Here is a 20,816-nt window from a genome sequence, read left to right as displayed (position 1 = left end):
CCTGCCGGGCGCGTGCCTCGACGCGCAGTCCTGCCTCCGCCGTCACGCCCCGGCCTCCGTCCCGGAAGCCGTCCGGCTCCAGCGGCCGGACTTGCCGCCCGTCTTCTCCTCCACCCTTACGTCGGAGATGACCGCGCCCTTGTCGACCGCCTTGATCATGTCGACGACCGTCAGGGCGGCCACCGACACGGCCGTCAGGGCCTCCATCTCCACGCCCGTACGGTCCGTGGTCTTGACGGTCGCCAGGATCTCCACGGCGTCGTCCGCGACCGTCAGGTCGAGCGTCACGCCGGAGACGGCCAGCGGGTGGCAGAGCGGGATGAGGTCCGGCGTCTTCTTGGCGCCCATGATCCCGGCGATCCGGGCGGTGGCGAGGGCGTCACCCTTGGGCACCCCCTCGCCGCGCAGCAACTCGATCACGCCCGGCGAGACGAGGACACGGCCGCTGGCGCGCGCGGTCCGCGCCGTGACGTCCTTCGCGGAGACGTCGACCATGCGGGCCGCACCCGCCTCGTCGATGTGGGTGAGTCCTTGCTGCGTGCTCATGGCCGTGACACTCCCGGTCGCTGTGTGGGACGACACGGTACCGCCACCAGGGCCTCCTCAGCCGAGGAGGACCACTTCCAGTGTGCTGCCGGGTGCCACCTCGGTCACCTCCTCGGGGACGACGAGCAGCGCGTCCGCGTGGGCGAGCGCGGCGATCAGGTGGGACCCGGCGCCGCCCACGGGGGTGACCGTGCCGGACTCGGCGTCGTACGTCCCGCGCAGGAACTGGCGGCGACCGGACGGCGAGGTCAGCGCCTTGTCCGCCTTGAGCGCGGCGGTGACCCGGGGGCGGTGCAGGTCGTCGAGCCCCATGAGGGCCCGGATGGCCGGGCGCACGAACAGCTCGAAGGAGACGTACGAGGAGACGGGGTTGCCGGGCAGGGCCAGCAGCGGGGTGTGCTCGGGGCCGATCGTCCCGAAGCCCTGCGGCTTGCCCGGCTGCATCGCCAGCTTGCGGAAGTCGACCTGGCCCTCGAACTGGCCCTCGGTGGTCAACGCCTCCTTGACGACGTCGTACGCGCCGACGCTCACCCCGCCCGTGGTGACCAGCAGGTCGGCACGGATCAACTGGTCCTCGATGGTGGCGCGGAGCGTCTCGGCGTCATCGGTGACGGCGCCGACCCGGTAGGCGATGGCCCCGGCGTCGCGCGCGGCGGCGGCAAGCGCGAAGCTGTTGGAGTCGTAGATCTGGCCCTCGCCCAACTCCCCGCCGGGCTGGACCAGTTCGCTGCCGGTGGAGATCACGACCACGCGCGGGCGGGGGCGCACCCGCACGGCGCCGCGGCCGATCGCGGCGAGCAGCCCGATCTGGGGCGGCCCGAGGACCGTGCCCGCCTCCAGGGCCAGGTCGCCGGCCTGGACGTCGCTGCCCCGCGCCCGGACGTGCGCCCGGGCTTCGGCCGCCCGGTGGACGCGGACCTCGCCGCCGGCCCCCTCGGGCGCGGCGCTGGCGGCGCGCATCCCGCTCGCCGCTCCCCCGCCCGTACCGCCGTCGGTCCACTCGACCGGGACGACGGCCTCGGCACCGGGCGGCAGCGGGGCACCGGTCATGATCCGGGCGGCCTGCCCGGGACCGACGACGGGCAGGCCGCCGGCCCCGGCCGCGACGTCACCGATCACGGTCAGCACGGCCGGGTACTCCTCAGTGGCCCCGGCGACGTCGGCGACCCGGACCGCGTACCCGTCCATGGAACTGTTGTCGAAGGGGGGCAGCGCGACCGGCACCGTGACGTCCTCGACCAGGACACAGCCCTGGGCGTCCGGCAGTTGCAGCTCGATGGGCTCGAGCGGGGAGACTGTCGCGAGGATGTCGTCCAGATGCCCGTCCACGGACCACAGGCTCTGGGACGGCCCGTCGCAGGGGTCCTGGGACAGGCCACCCTCGCGGGACGGCTCCTCGCGGGAGAGGTCCTCGCCGGACGGAACCTCGTGGGACGGGTCGCTGGACGCCGGTGCCGTACTGCTGCTCAAGGTGCTACATCTCCTCGCTGACATACCTGCGGAGCCAGGCCCGGAAGTCCGGTCCCAGATCTTCACGTTCGCACGCGAGTCTGACAATGGCACGCAGATAGTCCCCACGGTCCCCGGTGTCATAACGACGGCCCTTGAAGACCACGCCGTGGACCGGCCCGCCGATCGACTCGTCCTTGGCGAGTTTCTGCAGGGCGTCGGTCAGCTGGATCTCGCCGCCGCGGCCCGGCTCGGTCTCGCGCAGTATTTCGAAGACGGCCGGATCCAGCACATAGCGGCCGATGATCGCGTAGTTGCTGGGCGCTTCCTCCGGGGACGGCTTCTCGACCAGGTCCGTCACCTTCACGACGTCCGAGTCGATCGTCGCCTCGACCGCGGCGCAGCCGTAGAGGTGGACCTGGGACGGCTCGACCTCCATCAGCGCGATCACGCTGCCGCCCTCCTGCTCCTGGATGTCCACCATCCGGGAGAGCAGCGGGTCGCGCGGGTCGATCAGGTCGTCGCCGAGCAGCACGGCGAAGGGCTGGTCCCCGACGTGCGGAGCCGCGCAGAGCACGGCGTGACCGAGCCCCCTCGGGGCGCCCTGACGCACGTAGTGCATGGTGGCGAGGTCACTGGGCTCCTGCACCTTGGAGAGGCGCTCGTCGTCCCCCTTGCGGGCCAGCACCTCCTCCAGCTCGTAGTTCCGGTCGAAGTGGTCCTCCAGAGGACGCTTGTTCCGACCGGTGATCATGAGAACGTCGGAGAGTCCGGCCGCGACGGCCTCCTCTACGACGTACTGGATCGCTGGCTTGTCGACGACCGGCAGCATTTCCTTCGGCGTCGCTTTGGTGGCCGGGAGGAAGCGCGTGCCGAGGCCGGCGGCCGGGATGACAGCCTTGCTGATCCTGGGGGACGACTGAGTCATGCGGAGCACCATAGCCGTTCGGTATGAGAGGAAGATGGGCCTCGCATTAACTTCCTGTGGATAAAGACAGTTACGAGAGGGTTGGTGAATTCAGGTGAGGCGACGGTGACGGCCGACATGTCCGAAAAGACCGCCCTGCGGCGGCAGCTGCTCGCCGCTCGCGCGCTGCTTGCCCCGGAGGACGTGCGGGCCGCGGCCGAGCTGTTCGCCCGGGGGGCGTGGGAGCTGGCGGAACTGGCGGAGGCGTCGACCGTCGCCGCGTACGTGTCGGTGGGCCGGGAGCCGGGCACGCGCGCGTTGCTCGACGTGCTGCGCGCGCGGGGCGTACGCGTCCTGCTGCCGGTCCTGCTGCCCGACAACGACCTCGACTGGGCCGCGTACGAGGGTGCGGAGGGTCTGGCGAAGGCCGGCCGGGGCCTCCTCGAGCCGACCGGGCCGCGGCTCGGGCCGGAGGCCGTGTGCGGGGCGGACGTGGTGCTGCTGCCCGGCCTCGCGGTCGACGAGCGCGGCATGCGGCTCGGCCGGGGCGGCGGCTCGTACGACCGGGTCCTCGCCCGCCTCGCCCGGGCCGACGCCCGCCCGGCCCTCGTCGTGCTCCTCTACGCGAACGAGGTGGTCGCCCGGGTCCCGGAGGAACCGCACGACCACCCCGTGCACGCGGTGGTGACCCCCGAGGGCGTCCGGCGCTTCACGCCGTAGCCCTGGGAAGATCACCTACGGCTTGAGCACCAGCGTGTCCTTGGTCGCCGCGTCGACCGCCGCCTTGCCGAAGGACCAGTCGAGCAGCTCGCCGCTCGCCCACTTGTCGGTCTGGTCGGTGTAGTGCGCGTGGTACGCGTGTCCCGAGGCGCCGGACAGGTTGATCCAGCGGGACCTGTCCCAGTCGCCGACGTTGACGACCATCCGCATCGAGGGCACCCAGATGACCTCGTAGCCGCCGGCCGCGTTCCAGCCGGTCGCGTTGACCGCGGCCTCGCCGCCGCCCAGGTTCCAGGGGCCGCGGTTGAGGGCCTTCTTGACGAAGTCGGGTCCTGCGGTGCCGAGGGTCTGGTTCTCCAGGGTCAGCTGGTGCAGCCGGCCCCAGCTCCAGGTGGAGACGTCCTTGCCGAGCTTGGCGGTCAGCTCCCAGCGGGCGTCCTCCATGGCGCGGGCGAGGAGCTGGTCGCGGTTCTCGGTGGCCTGGTCGGTGCGGTTGGCCTCGGTCTTCCACCAGGGGCTGGTCTCGTTCTTGAGCAGCGGGCGGACCACCTCGTACCAGCGGTCGCCGCCGTCCGGCTGCGCCGAGTCGGCGTCGCGCTGACCGCACTCCCGCACCAGCCTGTTCTGCTCGTCGACGGGCCCGGTCGGGTCGGCCGGGCGGACGTTGATGCAGTCGCCCTCGGCCCGCAGCTCCTTGGGCAGCTTGTCGCCGAAGGCGAGCTTGAGGACGTTGCGCCAGACCGCGTTGAAGTACGCGGCGGCGGCCGAGTCGGGCTCCTGGGTGTAGTCCCAGCCCTCCAGCAGCTTCTGCGCCTCGCGGACGTACGGGTCCGAGATGTCGATCTTCAGCAGGAGCGGGTTGAGCAGGGTGGCGATCTCGCTGCGGTTGTCGATCTGCATGGTCCGCATGTCGTCCGGCGAGATCTTCCCGCCGTCCTTGATCTTGGACTCGATGAGGTCGTTGATCCGCTGGCTGCGCGAGCCGTATCCCCAGTCCTCCGTCAGGAGGTGGGGGTACTTCGCGCCGACGACCGCCTGGTTGGCGGTGACGATGTAGCCGCGCTTCGGGTTCTCCTCGTACGGCAGCTCGTCGTAGGGGACGTACCCCTTCCAGCCGTACGAGGAGTCCCAGCCCGGCGCGGGCACGGTGCCGGTGCCCTTGGCGCGCACGGGGATCTTGCCGGGGGCCTGGTAGCCGATGTTCTCGGCGTCGGCGTAGATCAGGTTCTGCGAGGGGACCTCGAAGTGCTCGGCCGCGGCGCGGAACTGCCGGAAGTTCTTGGCCCGGTTGATCTCGAAGATCGCGTCCATGGACTTGCCGGGCTGCAGGGCGGTCCACTGGAGGGAGACGGCGTAGCCGGTGCCCCGGTCGGGGGCCGCGTTGCCGACGGGGGCCTTCTGGCCGACCTTCTCCAGCTCGGAGGAGCGGTCGGAGACCACGGGGCCGTGCCCGGTCGAGCGGACGGTGATCTTACGGGTGCCACCGCCCGCGATCTTGATCGTCTCGTCGCGGGTCGTGAACGGCTTGGTCCGGCCGTCCACGAGGTACCCGGTGTCGCTGACCTTCTCGAGGTAGAGGTCGGTGACATCGGCGCCGAGGTTGGTGAGGCCCCAGGCGATCGTGTCGTTGTGGCCGATGATCACGCCGGGCGTGCCGGAGAAGGTGTAGCCGGCGACGTCGTAGCGGCAGGTGGCCGAGACGGAGCGGCAGTGCAGGCCCATCTGGTACCAGAGGGAGGGCAGCATCGGCGCGAGGTGCGGGTCGTTGGCGAGCAGCGGCTTGCCGGAGGTCGTGTACCGCCCGGAGACGACCCAGGAGTTCGAGCCGATGCCGTTGCCGTTCGGGCCGAGCAGGGCGGGGATCTCGTCGAGCGAGTCGGAGAGGGCGCCGAGCTGGGACTGCATGCCCTGGAGGGCGTCGTTCTGGGATCCGCCGCCGGAACTGCTCGAGGAGCCGTTGGTGCCGGAACCGTCGGTCGAGCCGTTGGTGCCGGTGCCGTCGACGATCGGCTGGTGCAGGTCGTACGGGTACTTCGGGTACAGCTCCTTGATCTGCGCGGTGGTCAGCCGGCTCGTCATCAGGGAGCGGTCGATCTCGTCCTGCATGTTGCCGCGCAGGTCCCACGCCATCGCCTTGAGCCAGGCCACCGAGTCGACCGGCGTCCAGGGCTCGATCTCGTAGTCGTGGGAGAAGGCGAGCGCCGCGTACTCGGCCGAGACGTCGGCGGGGTCCCGGTCCTTCAGATAGGCGTTCACGCCCTCCGCGTACGCCTGGAGGTTCTTCTTCGTCTCCGCCGACAGGACCTTGTCGTACTCCTGCTGGGCGACCTGACGCCAGCCCAGGGTGCGCAGGAAGGCGTCGGTGTCGACCTGGCTGTCGCCGAACATCTCGGAGAGGCGGCCCGACGTCATGTGGCGGCGGACGTCCATCTCGTAGAAACGGTCCTGGGCCTGGACGAAGCCCTGGGCGCGGAAGAGGTCGGCCTCGGTGTCGGCGTAGATCTGCGGAACGCCGTAGGCGTCCCGCTTGACCTCGACCTCGCCGGAGAGCCTGTCGAGCCGGATCGTGCCCGTGGTCTGCGGGAACGAGCCCCGGACGGTGCTGACGCCCCAGTACCCGCCGTACCCGATGCCCGCGACCAGTGCGAGGACCAGGACGAGGACGATCAGTCGGGCGCGTCGCCCCTTCTTCTTGGCGGGGGGCGCGGTCGTGTTGGAGGGCATCGCTGTCCTTCGAGGGGCAGGGTGATCCTGGAGTACGGGAGCAACCTTAGGCGCAGCGCCGTGGCCGCCCGGACGCGGTGCCGGTAAGAGGGGCCGCCGCGGGACCGCTCCGGCACCGGTCCGGGACCGCTCCGGCTGGGCGGGAGGCCTCGCAGGAAGCACAAAGAAGGCGTCAAGAAAGCGTTAAAGATTAGGTAAGGTAACGAAGTGTCGGCTGCTGGAGGAACGATCCGGCTGCATGCGAGGGGAAGGATCGGCCACTGACTGTCCACCAGCTCAACGAACTCCTGCTCATCTGCTCGCTCGTGCTGCTCATCGCTGTCGCGGCGGTGCGGATCTCGTCCCGGAGCGGGCTCCCCAGCCTGCTGCTGTATCTCGGGATCGGGGTCGCCATAGGGCAGGACGGCATCGGCAACGTCGCCTTCGACAACGCCGAACTGACCCAGGTGATCGGCTATGCCGCACTGGTGGTGATCCTGGCCGAGGGCGGCCTGGGCACCAAGTGGAAGGAGATCAAACCCGCGTTGCCGATGGCGGTCGTCCTGTCGACCGTCGGCGTCGCGGTGAGCGTGGGCATCACGGCCGCGGCCGCCCACTACCTGGTCGGCCTGGAGTGGCGCCAGGCGCTGATCATCGGCGCGGTCGTCTCCTCGACGGATGCCGCCGCCGTCTTCTCCGTGCTGCGCAAGGTCCCGCTGCCCACGCGGGTGACCGGCGTCCTGGAGGCCGAGTCGGGCTTCAACGACGCCCCCGTCGTGATCCTCGTCGTCGCCTTCTCGACCGTCGGACCGGTCGACTCCTGGTACGTCCTGGTCGGCACGATCGTCCTGGAACTGGCCATCGGCGCGGCCATCGGCCTCGCGGTCGGCTTCCTCGGCTCCTTCGGACTGCGGCACGTGGCCCTGCCCGCCTCCGGCCTCTACCCGATCGCCGTCATGGCCATCGCCGTGGTGGCGTACGCGGCCGGTGCCATGGCGCACGGCTCGGGCTTCCTCGCCGTCTACCTGGCCTCGATGGTCCTCGGCAACGCCAAGCTCCCGCACGCGCCGGCCAACCGGGGCTTCGCCGAGGGCCTCGGCTGGATCGCCCAGATCGGCATGTTCGTCCTGCTCGGTCTGCTGGTGACCCCGAGCAAGCTGGTCGGCGACTTCTGGCCCGCGGTCGTCATCGGCCTGGTCCTGACGATGGTGGCGCGGCCGATGGAGGTCCTGGTCAGCCTGATGCCGTTCCGTATCCCCTGGCAGGAGCAGGCCCTGATGTCCTGGGCCGGCCTGCGCGGAGCGGTGCCCATCATCCTCGCCACGATCCCGATGGTGTCCGGGATCGAGGGCAGCCAGCGGGTCTTCAACATCGTCTTCATCCTCGTCGTGGTCTACACGCTGGTGCAGGGCCCGACGCTGCCCTGGCTGGCCAAGGCGCTGAAGCTGGGCGACTCCTCGGAGGCGGCCGACCTGGGCGTCGAGTCGGCCCCTCTGGAGCGGCTGCGCGGGCACCTGCTGTCGGTCGCCGTTCCGGCCGGCTCCAAGATGCACGGCGTGGAGGTCGGGGAGCTGCGGCTGCCGCCCGGGGCGGCGGTCACGCTCGTCGTACGGGACGACAAGAGCTTCGTACCGGGTCCGGCGACCGTGCTGCGGCGCGGGGACGAACTGCTCGTCGTCGCGACCGACCCCGTACGGGACGCCACGGAGCGGCGGCTGCGGGCCGTCGGGCAGGGCGGAAAGCTGGCCGGCTGGCTCGGCACGGGCGGCGCGACGGCGGTGGCCGCGCCTCCGCGGCACCTGCGACGCCCGCACAAGCCGACGAAAAAGGGGACGCGCAAGCGAACGTCCGGTTGATCACAGGCATCGATTGACACAGGTGGGCGTTTTCCCAGGCGGGAAGGCGCCTTTCCCTGTACCATGAAGGCACACTTGATCGAACCAACTCTGCCTGACGCAGAGCTGGCGCGACCGTATGGCGGCCGCGGCGCCCTCGCAGTGGGGCCCGGTATCTACCGCAGTTCCGCGCATGAGGACAGCTCTCGGCGGCACCCGCACCACCGTGCACGGGCGCGCTACCAGGCGGCAGAAAGGCAAGGACCGTGGTGTCCACGGTCACTTCTGACACGTCTCGCGCGTCCGAGGAGAACAGCACGACGACGGGCAAGGCGCGGGCGCACGACGCGGCGCAGGCCCAGGCGCAGGCGCACGACGCCGCGCCGGACAAGGCGCAGGGCAAGGCCGGCAAGCGGGCCGCCGGTTACGGCCGGCTCCTTCGTACCCCCGGAGCGCTGTCCTTCCTGCTGCCCGGCTTCGCCGCCCGGCAGCCGTTCGCGATGCTGACGATCGGCATCGTCCTGCTCGTCCAGCACACCACCGGCTCGTACGGCAGCGCCGGTGCCGTCGCCGCCGCCACCGGCGTCTCGATGGCGCTGTTCGCCCCGCAGAGCGGCAAGCTCGCCGACCGCTTCGGCCAGCGTGCCGTGCTGGTCCCCGGCGTCCTCATCCACTCCGCCGCCGTCTCCCTGCTGGTGGTGCTCGCCCTGACCGGCGCCCCGATGTGGGCCCTGTTCCTCGCGGCCGTACCGGCCGGCGCCTCCGTCCCGCAGATCGGGCCGATGGTCCGGGCCCGCTGGGCCGCCAAGCTCGACAACTCGCCGCTGATGCCGACCGCCGCGGCCTTCGAGTCGGTCACCGACGAGTTCACCTTCGTCGTCGGTCCGGTCCTCGCGACCGCGCTCTGCACCGGCGTGCACCCGGCGGCCGGCCTGATCGCCGAAGCGGCGCTCACGCTCTTCGGCGGCCTCTTCTTCGCCGCCCAGCGCGCCACCCAGCCCGCCCACGGCACGATCGCGGCGAACGCGTCCCAGCCGCGCGTCTCGGCGCTGTCCATCCCGGGCGTCCGCGTCCTGGCCATCGCCTTCCTGGGCATCGGCTCCGTCTTCGGCGGCATGCAGGTCTCGCTGACCGCGTTCACCGAGGAGATCGGCAACCCCGGCGCCAACGGCCTGCTGTACGGGATCTTCGCCGCGGGCAACATGCTCGCGGGCATCGCGTGCGGCGCCGTCGCCTGGAAGATCGGCCCCCGCCGCCGCCTGATCCTGGGCTACGCCGGACTCACCGTGGCGGCCTCGCTGCTCTGGTCCGCGCACTCCGTGCTGCTGCTCGGCGCCCTCGGTCTGGTCGTCGGCCTGTGCATCGCCCCGGCCCTGATCACCGGCTACACCATCGTCGAGACCCTCGTCCCGGCCTCCGCCCGTACCGAGGCCTTCACCTGGCTCACGGGCGCCGTGGCGCTGGGCCAGGCCGCGGCCGTGACGGTCGCCGGACGGCTGGCCGACGAGCACGGCGCGAGCACCGGATTCCTGGTGCCGCTGGTGGGCACCGCGCTCGCTCTGGCCACCCTGGTGGCACTGCGCTCCCGGCTGTCGCCGCGCGCGGCGGGGCGGGTCGCGGCGCGTGGGACGCGTGGTATCGGTCACCGAGTGCCGGTGACGGTGGACTGATCCGGCGGAATACGTCACTATGGATCGTCGTTAGCACTCGATGAGTGTGAGTGCCAGGAGGAAGACAAGTGCCGACCTACCAGTACCAGTGCACCGAGTGCGGCGAGGGCCTCGAGGCGGTGCAGAAGTTCACCGATGACGCGCTGACCGAGTGCCCGGCCTGCAAGGGACGCCTGAAGAAGGTGTTCTCGGCGGTCGGCATCGTCTTCAAGGGTTCCGGCTTCTACCGGAACGACAGCCGCGGCTCCTCGTCCAGCAGCTCGCCCGCCTCGACGTCCAAGTCGGCGACCGCCTCTTCGTCGTCCTCCTCGGACGCGAAGCCGGCCGCTTCGTCGAGTTCGTCCGCGTCCACGACGTCGGCTTCGACGAGCTCCAGCTCGGCCGCCTGACCCGACCCAGGTTTTCACGGAAGCCCTACCGCCGTCGCGGTAGGGCTTCCGGCGTTCACCTCGGCCGTTAGTGTGATCGTCACGGTGACCAAGGCGAGCAAGGCAAACCACGCTTTCGCGGACATCGGCGTGATCGGCGGCTCGGGCTTCTACTCCTTCCTGGAGGACGTGACGGAGGTGTCCGTGGACACCCCGTACGGCAGCCCGAGCGACGACCTCTTCCTGGGCGAGGTCGCGGGACGGCGGGTCGCGTTCCTGCCCCGGCACGGCCGCGGCCATACGCTGCCGCCGCACCGGATCAACTACCGCGCCAACCTGTGGGCGCTGCGCTCGGTGGGCGTGCGGCAGGTGCTCGGGCCGTGCGCGGTGGGCGGCCTGCGGGAGGAGTACGGACCCGGGACCCTGCTCGTACCGGACCAGCTGGTCGACCGTACGAAGACCCGCGCGCAGACGTACTTCGACGGGGAGCCGCTGCCTGACTCCTGGGGTGGGGCGGTCCCGAACGTCGTGCACACCACCTTCGCCGACCCCTACTGCCCGGACGGGCGGCGCGTGGCCCTGAAGGCGGCGCGCGGACGGGGCTGGGACGCGGTCGACGGCGGCACGATGGTCGTCGTCGAGGGGCCGAGGTTCTCGACCCGGGCGGAGTCGCGGTGGCACGCGGCCGCGGGCTGGTCGGTGGTCGGGATGACCGGACACCCGGAGGCGGTCCTCGCCCGGGAGCTGGGGCTCTGCTACACCTCGCTCGCCCTGGTCACGGATCTGGACGCGGGCGCGGAGACGGGCGAGGGCGTGTCGCACACCGAGGTGCTGAGGGTGTTCGGCGAGAACGTCGGACGGCTGCGGGAGGTGCTGTTCGACGCGGTGGGAGCGCTGCCGGAGACGGCCGACCGCGACTGCCTGTGCACGCATGCGCACGACGGCTGGGACCTGGGGATCGAGCTTCCGTAAATCCCCCTGAGGGGTGAGGGAGTTGTCCACAGGCGGCGACTCATCCACAGGCGCGAGCGGGACGGGCGCGGAGCCGGGAAGGTGGAAGCGGTTCCCCGGACGGTCCGGGGCACGGCACTCGGCTCCGGACAGGCGGTGTTCGCGATGACGCCCTCCCACTCCCTCCCCACGCACTCCCACTCCACCCACTCCCCCTCCATGACCCCCCACTCCACCCATCCCACCCACTCCCCCGCCTTGCTTCCCGAGGGGTGCGCCGTACCGCGGTTCGAGCCGTTACGGGTACGGGGCGGGCGGCAGCGCCTGCGCCGGGCGCTCGCACGCAGGCGGCGGGCGCCGGCCGCGATCCTCACGATGGCCGCGGCCGCTCTCGCGGTGGCCGGTGGGTCGGGCGAGGTCTCCCCGGACCCGCCGCCGCACCCGGTGGTGAAGGAACAGCGCCGAGCCGCCCCGGTGCGCCTCGTGTCGGCACCGGTACGGATCGCGGACGCGGCGACGGTACGGCTGTTGCGGCCCGGCGACCGGGTCGACGTGATCGCCGCACCCAACTCATCGATGGGCGGGGGCGGTACGGCGCGCGTGGTCGCCACGGGGGCCCGAGTGGCCGAGATTCCGCCGGTGGGCGAGACTCGTCCGGACGGTGGGGCGCTGGTCGTCCTCTCCGTTCCACGGACGGCGGCGACGGCTCTGGCCGGTGCGGGTGTCACGTCCCAACTGGCGGTGACGCTGTACTGATTCGCACGGAGTGCCTGCCTGGTCACTGCCCCGTGTGTGCGGATTGGACGCCTCTGCGCCGTTCACGGCGTAATGACTCCACCAACCGCACACGCGACGAAAGGCAGCCGGGTGACCCCGAAGAAGGAAAGCGTGATGGCGGGCTTCAAAGCCTTCCTCATGCGCGGCAATGTGATCGACCTGGCGGTCGCGGTCGTGATCGGAGCCGCGTTCACCAACATCGTCAACGCCTTGGTCAAGGGTGTCATCAGCCCGGTGGTCGGTGCCTTCGGAACCAAGGACCTGGAGGGCTACAAGTCCTGCCTGAAGGGCACCTGCGAGATCGTGAACGGCGAGGTGCAGGGCATCCAGATCGAGTGGGGCCTGGTCCTCAGCGCCACTCTGAGCTTCCTGATCACGGCAGCCGTCGTCTACTTCCTCATGGTCCTGCCGATGGCGAAGTACCTGGCCAGGCGGGCGGAAGCGGAGAAGGCGCGGGAAGGCGTCAAGGAGACCATGGAGGTCAGCGAACTGGAGGTGCTCAAGGAGATCCGCGACCACCTCGTCGCCCAGCGCGGCCCGGCCTCGGGCGCCGGTACGGGAGCCGGGACAGGGGCGGCTACGGGTACGGGGACGCACTCCACCCCCTAGCCGACGGCTCGCGCCGGCGTCAGAGGTGGTGCGGCGGCTTCTCATCCAGGAAGCGCGCGAGATCGGCGGCGCTGTCGCCGCCCGGAGGCCGCTCGCCCCACCCGCGGTCCGTGTCGTCCGCGGACTGCTGGTCCAGCGGATCGTCGAAGATCAGTGCCGGCCGGGGGGTGGATGCGGGATGTGGATCACGGCTGGACTGCTTCGCATCTCGCGGGCCGTGGGCGGGGGCGGTGCTCATGTATTCAGGGTACGCCGGGCGTCTCTCGCCGCGCCCCCTGATCCTTCGCGGGTTCAGCGGTCCATCGGGTCGAGCGGCCACAGTCCGGGTACGACGAGGAACGACAGGACCGGGAAGCCGACGCTCCCCACCAAGCTGTGGCGGTGTCGCCGGACATCCACTCGTCGACCACGATCGTCAGCCCCCACAACTGGCCGACGACGCGCCGTGTGGTCAGGCCGGGTGGTCAGGCCGCCAGGACGCCGACCCCGGAGACGAGGGCCCCCGCGAGGGCGCCCCGTCGGTGCGAACGGCCGCAGGGGGCTCTGGACGACGGCCCCGGGGCCCGCAGTGGCTCGGTCACCCGGTCGCGGTAGGGGGTACGGCGCTTTTCATCCTGTTTCGCGGAGCGCCTGAGTGAGGGAGTCCTCGGGTGGCGTTCAGGCGGCGGCGGGGGCCGGCGACGGCGCACAGCGAGGACGGGGCAGGCGCAGGTGGGCAGCGAGGGCGGCGGCACGGGTGCGCCGATGACTCCGGGGGCCCGCGGCTCTGATGTGCTGGGACGCATGACCCGACCGTTCCTGCCGCTCACCGCACGCTCACGCGACGAGGCGCATCGCGCCGCGACCCCGCTCGAGCTCTTCTTCGACCTCTGTTTCGTCGTCGCCGTCGCCCAGGCCGGCGCCGAACTCGTGCACGCCGTCGCCGAGGCCCACACCGCCGAAGGCATCGTCAACTACGCGATGGTGTTCTTCGCGATCTGGTGGGCCTGGATGAACTTCACCTGGTTCGCCTCCGCCTACGACAACGACGACGTCCTCTACCGTGTCGTCACCCTGGTCCAGATCGCCGGCGTCCTCATCCTCGCCGCCGGTGTTTCGCGCGGCTTCGAGGACCACGACTTCCTGGTCGTCTGGCTCGGCTACGTCGTCATGCGGTGCGCCCTCGCCACCCAGTGGCTGCGCGCCGCCCACCACGCCGCCTCCCCCGCCGAGCGCACCCTGTGCCGCCGGTACGCGGGCGGGGTCCTGCTCTGCCAGGTCGGCTGGACGGCGCTGCTCCTCCCGCACGAGTCCGCCCGTCCCTGGGTCTTCCTCGTCATGGCGATCGTCGAGATGGCCGTACCGGTGTACGCGGAGAAGGACGCGACCACGCAGTGGCACCCGCACCACATCGCCGAGCGCTACGGCCTGTTCACGATCATCGTGCTCGGCGAGACGATCGCGGCGGCCACCGTCGCCGTGAAGTCCGGGATCAGTGAGAACGACGCGCTCGGCGAGCTGCTCCCCATCGCGGCCGGCGGTCTGCTGATCGTCTTCGCCGCCTGGTGGATCTACTTCGTCGTCCCCGCCCACGACCGGCTCGTCTCGAACCGGCAGGCCTTCCTGTGGGGGTACGGCCACTATCTGATCCTCGCATCCGCCGCGGCGATCGGCGCCGGGATCGAGATCGCCGTCGAGCAGGCCGTCGGCAAGGCCCACATCTCGACGCTCGCCGCCTCCTCGGCGGTGACGATCCCGGCCGCGCTCTTCCTCCTGTGCGTCTGGGCGCTGCACGCCCGCTACTTCAAGGTCGGGACGGCGCAGCAACTCGTGCTGCCCCTCTCGTCGCTGGCCATCCTCATGTGCTCGTTCGCCGGGCGCTGGGCGGTCCTCGCGGCGGGTGTCGTCGCCGCGGCGACGGTGGCGGTCGGCGTGACCCTGACCGCCCGCAACCCCGCGACCCGGAACCCGGGGCACCGCGCCGACGGCCGTGGTACGCAAGGGCCATGACACAGCATGAGGGGCGGCGCCCTGAGGAACCGTACGACGGACCGCGCGACGGGCTCACGGATGTGAGCGGTCTGCGGGTCGGGCACGCGCGCGTGGCGGGGCCCGGGGCCCTCAGCGGCACCACCGTCGTCCTCGCCCCGCCGGGCGGGGCCGTGGCGGCCGTGGACGTACGCGGCGGAGGCCCCGGCACCCGGGAGACCGACGCGCTCGACCCGCGCAACGTCGTCCAGCGGATCGAGGCCGTGGTCCTGACCGGCGGCAGCGCGTACGGACTGGACTCGGCGGCCGGCGTCATGGCCTGGCTGGAGGAGCGCGGCCGCGGGGTGCGCGTGGGGCCCGACCCCTCGCACGTGGTCCCCGTCGTCCCGGCCGCCTGCGTCTTCGACCTCGGCAGGGGCGGTGACTTCGCGGCCCGCCCGGACGCGGGCACCGGCCGGGCGGCGGTGGAGGCCGCGGCGGCGACGGAGCTCCACGCGCGCGTGGAGACGGGCGCGGTCGGCGCGGGGACCGGCGCCGTGGTCGGCGGGCTCAAGGGCGGGGTCGGTACGGCGAGCACGGTCCTGGCGTCGGGCGTCACGGTCGGCGCCCTGGTCGTGGCCAACGCGGTCGGCTCGGCGGTCGATCCGGAGACGGGCGTGCTGTACGGGCGGTACTTCCAGGGGCGCCCGGATTATCCGGAGCCGGCCGTCCACGAGGCGGCGCGGCGGCGCCTCGCCGAGGCCGTGGCCACGTCCCCCGCCCCTCCCCTGAACACCACGCTCGCGGTCGTCGCCACGGACGCCGTGCTCACCCGGGCGCAGGCGCAGAAGTTCGCGGGCACGGCGCACGACGGCATCGCGCGCGCCGTCCGCCCGGTGCACCTCCTCAACGACGGGGACACCGTCTTCGCCCTCGCCACCGGGGAAAGGGAGCTGCCGGCGGAGGCGGGCCCGCTCGCCCTGAACGACATCCTGGCGGCGGGCGCGGACACGGTGACCCGGGCGATCGTGCGCGCGGTCCTGGAGACCGCGGAGGGCGTCACGGGCCCGGCCGGGCACTTCCCCTCGTACCGGGAGCTGTACGGACCCGATCGCGGCGCCGACTCCCGTAAGCCTGAGGGAAGTTGAGCCGACGCGGTGCCCGAAGGGCGGGAACTTCCCGTGCACCCACTTCGTTTTGCCGAACCCCGGACACGATGTCGGACCCAGGGACTACGTTAAGCAAGCACCAAGTGACATGCGGCGACGGCCTGGAGACCCTCTTGAACGATCCGCAGGATCCTCACGATCCGTACGAGACGACCGAGACGCACGTTGAGCGGCTCCTCGGCCGGGCGCTCAACTCCTTCGACCTGCCCGACAGCACGGTGGAGCGCCTGGAGACGGCACTCGCCCACTCCAGCGCTCTGCACTCCTCGCACCACAGCGCGACCCTGCACCGCACCACCCACCGCCACACCTACCTGCTCGCCGACGGCACCGCGCTCAGCCTGTGGGAGCTGGTGCACAATTCCGGCCGGGACGGCGGGCGCCAGCACGAGGTGTACACCGAGGAGGCGGAGGCCCGGCTCGCCGCGTCCCGCCTGCCGGCCGGCCATGACCCGGGCTGGGGCGCCGAGCCCGTGTCTGGACCGGACTTCGGCGAGGACGCGGACCTGGAGCTGCTGAGCGCCCTGCTCTCCCGTCCGATACCGACGCAGCCCCGGATGTACGTGCCGGACGACTCGGCGGACCACGCGCGCCGCGTGCTGCGGCGCGCGGAGAACGCGGACCGGCCCGGCGAGGAGACGGCGCGGCGGCTGCGGGTGGCGTTCGCCCACCACATCACACAGGCGTTCGGGCGCCCGTGCGTGGTGGAGAGCGGCGGCCGGGACGCCGGATTCACGCTCTACGAACACGCGTTCCTGCTGCTCGACGGTGGTGAGCTGAGCCTGTGGGAGGTGGAGCACACCGCCACGCCGGACGGCCGGCACATGTGTGAGGTGTACGAGAACGAGGACGCGGCGCGTGAGGCGATGGAACACCGCGCCCGGGTCAGGTGAACGGCGGCGCCTCCCCGGGGCCGCTGAGGGCGCGTGCGCCGTGTCTGTCGACCCCGACGACGCCGACATCGGCGTGTGGTTCCAGCTGACGGGGCCGGACGCCACCTCGGCGACCGGCAGCGTCAGCAGGTTCCTGGGCCGGCAGAGGAGCGCCGGCAAGCTGAACCACGCCGTGAAGGCGAGGAAGTGCCCTGATTCCGCTGAGGGGCGGTGCGCTCGTGACGGCACCGCCCCTCTTCGGTGAGGTCAGGCCGCCACAGCCACCCTCGCCTCGGCCTCGGCCGCTTCCGGCTCCCCGTTCCCGGCCCCGGGGGCCGGCTTGCGCGCCCCCTTGAGCAGGATCACCAGGCCCGCGCTGACGACCGTTCCCGCGAGGATGGCCAGCAGGTAGAGCAGCGGGTTGCCGATCAGCGGGATGACGAAGACACCGCCGTGCGGGGCCCGCAGGGTGCACTCGAAGAGCATCGACAGGGCGCCGGTGACCGCGCCGCCCGCCATCGCCGCCGGGATGACCCGCAGCGGGTCCGCGGCGGCGAACGGGATCGCGCCCTCGCTGATGAACGAGGCCCCGAGCACCCAGGCGGCCTTGCCGTTCTCCCGCTCGGTCCGGGTGAAGAGCCTGCCGCGGACGGCCGTGGCCAGCGCCATCGCGAGCGGCGGCACCATGCCGGCGGCCATCACGGCGGCCATGACCTTGAGCGAACCCTCGTTGGGGTTGGCGAGACCGCCCACCGCGAAGGCGTACGCGACCTTGTTGACCGGGCCGCCGAGGTCGAAGCACATCATCAGGCCCAGGATCACGCCCAGGATGACCGCGTTGGCGCCGGACAGGCCGGACAGCCAGTCGGTCATCGCCTGCTGAAGGCTCGCGATCGGCTTGCCGACCACCAGGAACATCAGGAAGCCGACGACGATCGACGCGAGCAGCGGGATCACCACCACCGGCATGATGCCCCGCAGGGCCGCGGGCACCTTCACCTTCTGGATGGCGAGGACGGTGCCGCCCGCGATGAGGCCGGCGGCGAGACCACCGAGGAAACCGGCGTTGACGGTGAGCGCGATGGCGCCGCCGACGAATCCGGGGACGAGACCGGGCCGGTCGGCCATGCCGTAGGCGATGTACCCGGCGAGGACGGGGACGAGGAAACTGAACGCGAGCCCGCCGATCTGGAAGAGCAGCGCGGCCCAGCTGTCGGCCTGGCCCCACACGAAGTGCTCGGCGACGGAGGGCGCCTTGTCGATGTCGTAGCCGCCGATGGCGAAGCCGAGGGCGATGAGGAGACCACCGGCGGCGACGAACGGGACCATGTAACTGACGCCGGACATCAGCCACTTGCGCAGCTTGGTGCCGTAGCCCTCACCGGCCTCGCCGGCGTTCTCGACCGGAGTCCCGGCCCTGGCGGGCTGGGTGATCTCGCCGCGCTCGGCCTTGGCGCGGACCTCGTCGATGAGGGCGGCGGGCCGGTTGATCCCGGCCTTGACGCCGACGTCGACGGTCGGCTTCCCGGCGAAGCGTTCCTTCTCCCGTACGGGAACGTCGTGCGCGAAGATCACGCCGTCGGCGGCGGCGACGACCGCGGGGTCGAGCCGCGCGAACCCGGCGGACCCCTGCGTCTCGACGACGACCTCGACCCCGACGGCCCGCCCGGCCTTCTCGAGGGCTTCGGCGGCCATGTAGGTGTGGGCGATCCCGGTCGGACAGGAGGTGACGGCCACGACCCGGAACCCCGGCCGGTCGCCGTCACCGGGAGTTCCCCCGGCGCCCCCGGCCGGCGAAGCCGAGGCGGACGGACCGGTGCCGTCTCCCGCCGTCGCGGTGGAGCCGCCGACCACGGGCGCCGCTTCCGGCGAAGCCTCAGCGGACGGCCCGGCAGGGCCGGTGGCGCCGACCGGTGTGGGCGGGACTTCGGCACCGAGCTCGACCGTTTCGCCCGGGGCGGGCGCAGCCTCCGGCGGAGACGGGACCTTCGACGCGGGCACCGCTCCCGCAGGGGGTTCCTCGCCCGAGATGAGGGACGCCGCCTCGCTCGCCGAGGCCGCCGATCGCAGGGCCGTTGTGAAGTCCTCGTTCATCAGGCGGCGGGCCAGGGAGGAGAGGATCGTCAGGTGGGCGTCGTCGGATCCCGAGGGTGCCGCGATCAGGAAGATCAGGTCCGCCGGACCGTCCTGGGCGCCGAAGTCGATGCCCTGGGGGGCGCGGCCGAAGGCGAGGGTCGGGCGACGACATGGGGGCTGCGGCAGTGCGGGATGCCGATGCCGCCGTCCAGGCCGGTCGGCATCTGGGCCTCGCGGGCGGCGACGTCCGCGAGGAAGCCGTCGAGGTCGGTCACCCGGCCGAGCGCGACCATGCGCTCCGCGAGCGAGCGGGCCGCCGCTTCCTTCGTGCCGGCGGACAGGTCGAGGTCGACCAGGTCCGCGGTGATCGTCTTGCTCATCGCGGGCTCCCTTGCTCGCTGAGTGATCGGTCGAGGGGAACGTCCGCGGTCACCGTGACCGCCGACGGGTTCAGGTGCGCCGGGCTCGGCATCTCGCTGCCCGGCAGGCCGACCGCCGCCGCGCCGTGCGCGACCGCCGCCGCCAGCGCGTCGGGGCCTTCGCCGCCCGCCGCGAGGAAGCCGGCCAGGGACGCGTCACCGGCGCCCACGTCGGAGCGGACGAGGTCCACGGCCGCCGTGCCGTACCAGGTGCCGGCGGCCGAGACCAGCAGCTGGCCGTCCGCGCCCAGGCTGGCCAGGACGGCGCCCGCGCCCTGCTCCCGCAGCTCCTCCGCCGCCTTGACCGCGTCGCCGATCGTGGCCAGCGGGCGGCCGACGGCCTCCGCCAGCTCCTCCGCGTTCGGCTTGACGACGTCCGGGCGGGCCGCGAGGGCCGCGAGGAGGGAGGGCCCCGAGGTGTCGAGGGCGATCCGGGCGCCCGCTCCGTGGGCGCGGGTGACCAGCTCGGCGTACCACTCGGGCGCCAGCCCCCGCGGCAGGCTGCCGCAGCAGGCGATCCAGTCCGCCGCGGGCGAGTACGCGCCCACCGTGGTCAGGATCGTCTCCGACTCCTCCCAGGTCAGCTCCGGACCCGGCGCGTTGACCTTCGTCAGCGTTCCGTCCGGCTCCGCGAGCGCGATGTTGGAGCGGGTGTGTCCGGCGACCGGCACCGGGGCGACCTCGATGCCCTGGCCGGCGAGGAGTTGGGCGACGAGCGCGCCGGGCGCGCCGCCGAGCGGGACGACGGCGACGGTGCGGTGTCCGGCGGCCGCGACGGCGCGCGAGACGTTGACACCCTTGCCGCCGGGGTCCATGCGCTCGGCGGTGGCACGCAGCACCTCGCCACGCTCCAGGGCCGGGACCTCGTACGTCCGGTCCAGCGACGGGTTCGGGGTGACGGTGAGGATCATGTGCGTACGACTTCCGTTCCCGCGGCCTCGATCGCCGCGGCGTCCTCGGGGCTGAGCCCGCTGTCGGTGATGAGCAGGTCGACGTCGGTGAGGTCGCCGAAGCGGGCGAAGTGCTCCTCGCCGTGCTTGGCCGAGTCGGCGAGCAGCACGACCCGGCGGGCGGCGGCGATCACGGCCCGTTTGACGGCGGCCTCGGCGAGGTCGGGGGTGGTGAGCCCGTGTTCGGGCGAGAAGCCGTTGGCACCGAGGAAGGCGACGTCGGCGCGGATCTCTCCGTACGCGCGCAGCGCCCACGCGTCGACGGCGGCGCGGGTGCGATGGCGGACGCGGCCGCCGACGAGGTGGAGGTCGATGCCGGGGTGGTCGGCGAGACGCGCGGCGACGGGCAGGGCGTGGGTGACGACGGTCAGCCCGCATTCGAGGGGGAAACCGGCGGCGAGGCGGGAGACGGTGGTCCCGGCGTCGAGGAGGACGCTTCCCTCGTCGGGGAGTTCGCCGAGGGCGGCCTGGACGATCCGGTCCTTCTCGTCGGCGGCGGTGGACTCGCGTTCGGCGAGGTCGGGCTCGAAGTCGAGCCGCCCGGCCGGTATCGCACCGCCGTGCACCCGGCGTACGAGCCCGGCCCGGTCGAGGGCCTTGAGGTCGCGCCGGACGGTCTCGGCGGTGACCTGGAACTCCTCGGCGAGGGAGAGGACGTCCACACGTCCGCTCTCGCGGGCGAGCCGCAGAATCTCTTGCTGTCGCTCGGGTGCGTACATGTGGTTTTACATCCGTTCCATGCCCGAACCTGTGGTTTCAGCAGCAGGCTACGTTCACATGTCCGGAAAGTAAACAGACCCGGGCACGGAGAAGGGCCCGCCCCCGGGTGTGATCCCGGGGCCGGGCCC

The 20,816-nt window shown here is 72.1% G+C and carries 17 protein-coding genes and 1 pseudogene; 10 read left to right on the top strand and 8 right to left on the bottom strand.

Features of this window, described 5'->3' with window-relative positions; translation table 11 throughout:
* Positions 1-42: 42 nt before the first annotated feature.
* Genes moaC through galU form a run of 3 tightly spaced genes read right to left on the bottom strand, consistent with a single transcriptional unit; the run spans position 43 to position 2,923 of the window.
* The gene (gene moaC / locus IE136_RS33540; RefSeq protein ID WP_189602374.1) at positions 43-546 is read right to left on the bottom strand and encodes a cyclic pyranopterin monophosphate synthase MoaC; all 504 of its coding nucleotides are present in this window, start codon (positions 544-546) and stop codon (positions 43-45) included.
* 57 nt (positions 547-603) lie between these two features.
* Positions 604-2,040 carry a molybdotransferase-like divisome protein Glp gene (gene glp, locus IE136_RS33535; protein ID WP_189602373.1) on the bottom strand — a complete coding sequence of 479 codons (1,437 nt, stop codon included), beginning with the start codon at positions 2,038-2,040 and terminating at the stop codon, positions 604-606.
* Positions 2,021-2,923 (bottom strand): UTP--glucose-1-phosphate uridylyltransferase GalU, encoded by a 903-nt coding sequence (galU, locus tag IE136_RS33530; RefSeq protein ID WP_158988055.1) that lies wholly within the window; start codon positions 2,921-2,923, stop codon positions 2,021-2,023. Before galU ends, glp begins: the two co-directional genes overlap by 20 nt.
* A gap of 117 nt (positions 2,924-3,040) precedes the next feature.
* Between galU and IE136_RS33525 the strand changes: the two genes are divergently transcribed.
* Positions 3,041-3,622, top strand: a complete 582-nt coding sequence (locus IE136_RS33525; RefSeq protein WP_229819443.1) for a 5-formyltetrahydrofolate cyclo-ligase — start codon at positions 3,041-3,043, stop codon at positions 3,620-3,622.
* Positions 3,623-3,637: 15 nt separating this feature from the next.
* Here IE136_RS33525 and IE136_RS33520 read toward each other — a convergent pair whose 3' ends face one another.
* Positions 3,638-6,346, bottom strand: coding sequence for a penicillin acylase family protein (locus IE136_RS33520; protein ID WP_189602372.1), 2,709 nt, complete (start codon positions 6,344-6,346; stop codon positions 3,638-3,640).
* A gap of 305 nt (positions 6,347-6,651) precedes the next feature.
* On the opposite strand from IE136_RS33520, the gene IE136_RS33515 reads away from it, so the two are divergent.
* The 6 genes from IE136_RS33515 (at position 6,652) to mscL (ending at position 12,535) form a co-directional block, all read left to right on the top strand.
* Positions 6,652-8,181 (top strand): potassium/proton antiporter, encoded by a 1,530-nt coding sequence (locus IE136_RS33515; protein ID WP_229819441.1) that lies wholly within the window; start codon positions 6,652-6,654, stop codon positions 8,179-8,181.
* 434 nt (positions 8,182-8,615) lie between these two features.
* Positions 8,616-9,830, top strand: coding sequence for an MFS transporter (locus IE136_RS33510; RefSeq protein WP_158994372.1), 1,215 nt, complete (start codon positions 8,616-8,618; stop codon positions 9,828-9,830).
* A gap of 68 nt (positions 9,831-9,898) precedes the next feature.
* Positions 9,899-10,219 (top strand): FmdB family zinc ribbon protein, encoded by a 321-nt coding sequence (locus IE136_RS33505; protein WP_189602371.1) that lies wholly within the window; start codon positions 9,899-9,901, stop codon positions 10,217-10,219.
* Between the two features lie 84 nt (positions 10,220-10,303).
* Positions 10,304-11,170, top strand: a complete 867-nt coding sequence (locus IE136_RS33500; protein WP_189602370.1) for an S-methyl-5'-thioadenosine phosphorylase — start codon at positions 10,304-10,306, stop codon at positions 11,168-11,170.
* A gap of 81 nt (positions 11,171-11,251) precedes the next feature.
* Positions 11,252-11,905, top strand: a complete 654-nt coding sequence (locus IE136_RS33495) for a CpaB family protein (RefSeq protein ID WP_308432513.1) — start codon at positions 11,252-11,254, stop codon at positions 11,903-11,905.
* A 111-nt stretch (positions 11,906-12,016) separates the two neighbouring features.
* A complete protein-coding gene (gene mscL / locus IE136_RS33490) occupies positions 12,017-12,535 on the top strand; it encodes a large conductance mechanosensitive channel protein MscL (protein ID WP_158988059.1) in 519 nt (172 codons plus the stop codon).
* A gap of 19 nt (positions 12,536-12,554) precedes the next feature.
* Here mscL and IE136_RS33485 read toward each other — a convergent pair whose 3' ends face one another.
* Positions 12,555-12,773, bottom strand: coding sequence for a hypothetical protein (locus IE136_RS33485; protein ID WP_158988060.1), 219 nt, complete (start codon positions 12,771-12,773; stop codon positions 12,555-12,557).
* 545 nt (positions 12,774-13,318) lie between these two features.
* On the opposite strand from IE136_RS33485, the gene IE136_RS33480 reads away from it, so the two are divergent.
* The 3 genes from IE136_RS33480 to IE136_RS33470 all read left to right on the top strand — a co-directional run bounded on the left by IE136_RS33480 (position 13,319) and on the right by IE136_RS33470 (position 16,544).
* Positions 13,319-14,524, top strand: a complete 1,206-nt coding sequence (locus IE136_RS33480) for a low temperature requirement protein A (protein ID WP_189602369.1) — start codon at positions 13,319-13,321, stop codon at positions 14,522-14,524.
* Complete coding sequence (locus IE136_RS33475) at positions 14,521-15,630, top strand: P1 family peptidase (RefSeq protein WP_158988062.1); 1,110 nt, start codon at positions 14,521-14,523, stop codon at positions 15,628-15,630. The genes IE136_RS33480 and IE136_RS33475 overlap by 4 nt, the downstream gene beginning before the upstream one ends.
* A gap of 68 nt (positions 15,631-15,698) precedes the next feature.
* A complete protein-coding gene (locus tag IE136_RS33470) occupies positions 15,699-16,544 on the top strand; it encodes a DUF6227 family protein (RefSeq protein ID WP_373309200.1) in 846 nt (281 codons plus the stop codon).
* Positions 16,545-16,790: 246 nt separating this feature from the next.
* On the opposite strand, the pseudogene IE136_RS33465 reads toward IE136_RS33470, so the two are convergent.
* From IE136_RS33465 to IE136_RS33455, 3 genes and pseudogenes are all read right to left on the bottom strand, one after another.
* A pseudogene (locus IE136_RS33465) lies at positions 16,791-18,979 on the bottom strand (PTS fructose transporter subunit IIABC).
* Positions 18,976-19,929: a 1-phosphofructokinase gene (pfkB, locus tag IE136_RS33460; RefSeq protein WP_158988066.1), complete on the bottom strand. Its 954-nt coding sequence runs from the start codon at positions 19,927-19,929 to the stop codon at positions 18,976-18,978. Before pfkB ends, IE136_RS33465 begins: the two are co-directional and overlap by 4 nt.
* A complete protein-coding gene (locus IE136_RS33455; protein WP_189602368.1) occupies positions 19,926-20,687 on the bottom strand; it encodes a DeoR/GlpR family DNA-binding transcription regulator in 762 nt (253 codons plus the stop codon). The genes pfkB and IE136_RS33455 overlap by 4 nt, the downstream gene beginning before the upstream one ends.
* Positions 20,688-20,816 lie beyond the last annotated feature (129 nt).

Source organism: Streptomyces lateritius (assembly GCF_014649715.1).
Classification (GTDB): Bacteria; Actinomycetota; Actinomycetes; order Streptomycetales; family Streptomycetaceae; genus Streptomyces; species Streptomyces lateritius.
Note: the sequence above shows the minus strand (reverse complement) of the source record. Positions and strands in the feature narration are given on the sequence as shown.